This window comes from Sulfobacillus harzensis (assembly GCF_012933365.1).
In the GTDB taxonomy this organism is placed as follows: Bacteria; Bacillota; Sulfobacillia; order Sulfobacillales; family Sulfobacillaceae; genus Sulfobacillus_B; species Sulfobacillus_B harzensis.
Genome location: NZ_JABBVZ010000201.1, coordinates 1 through 3,055 on the forward strand (window position 1 = coordinate 1; position 3,055 = coordinate 3,055).

Here is a 3,055-nt window from a genome sequence, read left to right on the forward strand (position 1 = left end):
CCCGCGTCCCAGCTTTGGGGAGCAATGCGCGCCGACTCGGTGTTTCACTCTACTGTCTATTTCACAGAAAATTCTGCTGGTTCGCTATCCGGCCCTTTAGTGCCCTAAGACCGCCGATTCCAGGGTACGTCAATATGCGTTCCGTTGGTCTGCCACAGCAGAACAAATTCCTTCATGGGAATTGCCGATCAATCATGCAATCCGGTTTTGCCTTCCAATGATAGTCCGACTTGATCCATCACAAAATCCGCATTGGTATCCGCATGACGAACACCGTCACCATGGGCCGATCCATCATAAAATCCGGATACCCAAAATTTTTTGCTCAAATGACTCACGCCCGGTCTTTCCTGACCCCGAGAATACGCCGGGAGCCGAAGTAAAACTCGATCACCATCGTGAAACTGCTCGTCGAGTTTCAACAGGCTCCAGGCTCCTGCCTCCTTTGCTTGTTAACCTTTGAGCTCAGCGGTAGTGCAGCCTGCCGACGTTTTCGCCTGGGACTCGGTTAGCTTTGTTCCACCCACGATGCGCTAATTCTTGATTCTGGTGCGCCAGCAGTTACGTCTCATCACAAACCCTCTGGTGGCTGAATATCGTCACCTAGAGAATTTGTGTCGGCCCACACTATCAAAAATCGGTGATGCACTAAAGCCCCCATTACCCGGCTATTGATCATGGGAACTGTTGCAGGATACATCTATCGAGTCGCTGGACACGAGCGCATTCTCGGACGTAAACGCTGGGTGATGATGGCCGTGACCGCACGTTCGAGATGCGTGCCGGCACCGCGTGGAAGTAACCCCAAGACCGACTTCTCGCCTGGCCCCCAATCGCCCCAAATGCGCCATTCTAAGCTATCTCGCACGTAAAGAAGCGGGGAGAGCCAAAGAACGCCATTGCCAGCGGCGACAACGCCCAGTACCCACGGAGCCAATGTGCGGGATATTCGCTTGTGTGGCGTCTCGGTTCTCCCTAATATGCGGTCGGGGGTTCTCTTGGTGTACAGGAGCCACGCAACAGAAAACATCATGAACGCGAAGTTGCCCCACAAGAGATGACCCATGCCGCTCAACCCCTTTCTCAACGACGAACAGACTAATGACCACGGTGCAATCCTCCATCGACTGATACCCTCATTATGACGTGAGTGGCAGATTTTGCTAGACTCTGCGACCATATCTCAAGGTATTTACGCCCCCGAGGGTTCTGCGTTAACGAGGGTAGCCTCCGTCATCCAGTAATTCCGCGAAAAACTGGGGAATGCCGCCTTTGAGCACGGGCCCATGACCGGTCGCTAGAAAGTCCACCCGGTCCCATGACCCCAATGTCTGGAGCCCTCTCATGAACTGGTCGAAGTGATATTGCTGGCGATCCGCCGGGCTTTTTGACCATCCCGCGATAAAGGTGCGAGTCTTCTCGCGTAAGCCGTTCCCTTCCGTGACCAATCCGTCGGGCGGTAGTTCCTCCCGAAAGAAGCACAGGTAATCGCCGGCGTAGAGAACCCGGGCGGTTGGGTCATACAGGGCGACGGAGCCGGGCGTGTGGTGCCCGAGCGGCATCACGGTCAAGCCTGCCACGGAGTGCGTGTTATCCAGGGGGCGAAGGCAGAGACGCTTCTCCTCGCTCACTAACGATGCATCACGCGATGACATCCAGGCTTCCGCCTCGACAAATAGGGCGAGGCCTCCCACATGGTCGCGATGGCCGTGCGTCAGGATTACCGAGCCGATGTCCTGCGGGCGGAGCCCCACCTCGCGGATCGCTGCCGCAAGGTCGGCCGTATGATCCTGCTTGCCGCAATCAATGAGAGTCCACCCCTGTTCTTGTGGCGTGAGATAGCAATTGTTGTAGGAATTCCATGAGGGATCCCAAATCGCCAACGCGAAACGGTCGGCGGCTATAGGTGCGACGTGATACATGATCGTCAGACCTCCGTTCCATCTCCTTGCGGAGAATGCTAAGCAAATGATATCCGAAGTGCGCCCCGTCGTTAATGTAGCTGGAGGCGCAGCACTTCCGAGAGTGCATTGTTTCAAGGAGAAGGACGTGCATGGTAACGCCCCATGTTTGGCGCCGACCAAGGCGAGGAATCGGTCGGTGCCGTTAGTGCACACTCGCCCCCGAAAATTCTTGATTCGTATCGTGAAGCATCCAGCTCTAAATTCTAGAAGCTAGGGCTCTAGACGGAGTAGCTTTCGGTAGGGTTTTATCTGCCCGGACCACTGCCTCAACGCATCTGACATCCAAGGATCCAATTTGCAGGCGTTCAAATAGGCTTCGCGGTCATGGACCGGACGACCATGGGAAATGATAACGCGCTCAAATGGCACGTGAAGCAATTGTTCAAGCGCCCGACGCGGCCCCGCCTCATCCCAGGGCGTAGACCAAATGCGCAAGACCCCGTCTCGCTCCGTGAGGGCATCCGCAAAGACCAGAGTGTGCTGATCGGCCAACCACACCGGTGTCTCGATGCCCCAACGTCCGGCGTTGAGGGCCATGACACCGCCAGGAACTTCGACACCGGGATACAGGGGGGCAAACCGCGTGGATGGAACATCGTCAGGGTCGACGAGTGCCGGCCCCCACGCCGCGGCCCCGTATCGTTCACGAAACCAGTCCACGTCCCGCACATGGTCCGGCTTTAGCACGACGAGCTGCGTTGGAGGAGAAGCGGCCAGGCGCTGCCAGACCGCCTCGCCGGCGTCATTAGGCGCGAGCGGATCGATGACAATCACCTCGCCTCGCGATTCGACCACCGTGGTCGTGACCACGGGGTCCCAATCATCTCCCGACTTCCAATGCGGGTGGCGCACCCGCCAGAGCCACAGTCCAGGACGAACGTCCACCACATCCTCTAAAGGTCCGCGCTCCATCGATATCACCTCTGACCATGTGTTCAACCCAGCGGTTGGCGTTTCCTGCAAATGGGAAGCTGACTCGCGTGAAATCGCTGCGCTCGTCACATGTGCCTACCGCGCTCCCTCGTAGATTAGGGCTTTTCTCCCGTATACTCGCTGATTCGCAGGATTTCGTGACTCACGATGTGCGAGGG

General features: G+C 57.0%; 2 protein-coding genes. Both read right to left on the reverse strand.

Annotated features, from left to right (window positions below; genetic code table 11):
• Window positions 1-1,214: 1,214 nt before the first annotated feature.
• Window positions 1,215-1,922: an MBL fold metallo-hydrolase gene (locus HIJ39_RS22200; protein ID WP_169103222.1), complete on the reverse strand. Its 708-nt coding sequence runs from the start codon at window positions 1,920-1,922 to the stop codon at window positions 1,215-1,217.
• Between the two features lie 252 nt (window positions 1,923-2,174).
• Window positions 2,175-2,876, reverse strand: a complete 702-nt coding sequence (locus HIJ39_RS22205) for an MBL fold metallo-hydrolase (RefSeq protein WP_169103223.1) — start codon at window positions 2,874-2,876, stop codon at window positions 2,175-2,177.
• Window positions 2,877-3,055: the final 179 nt, after the last annotated feature.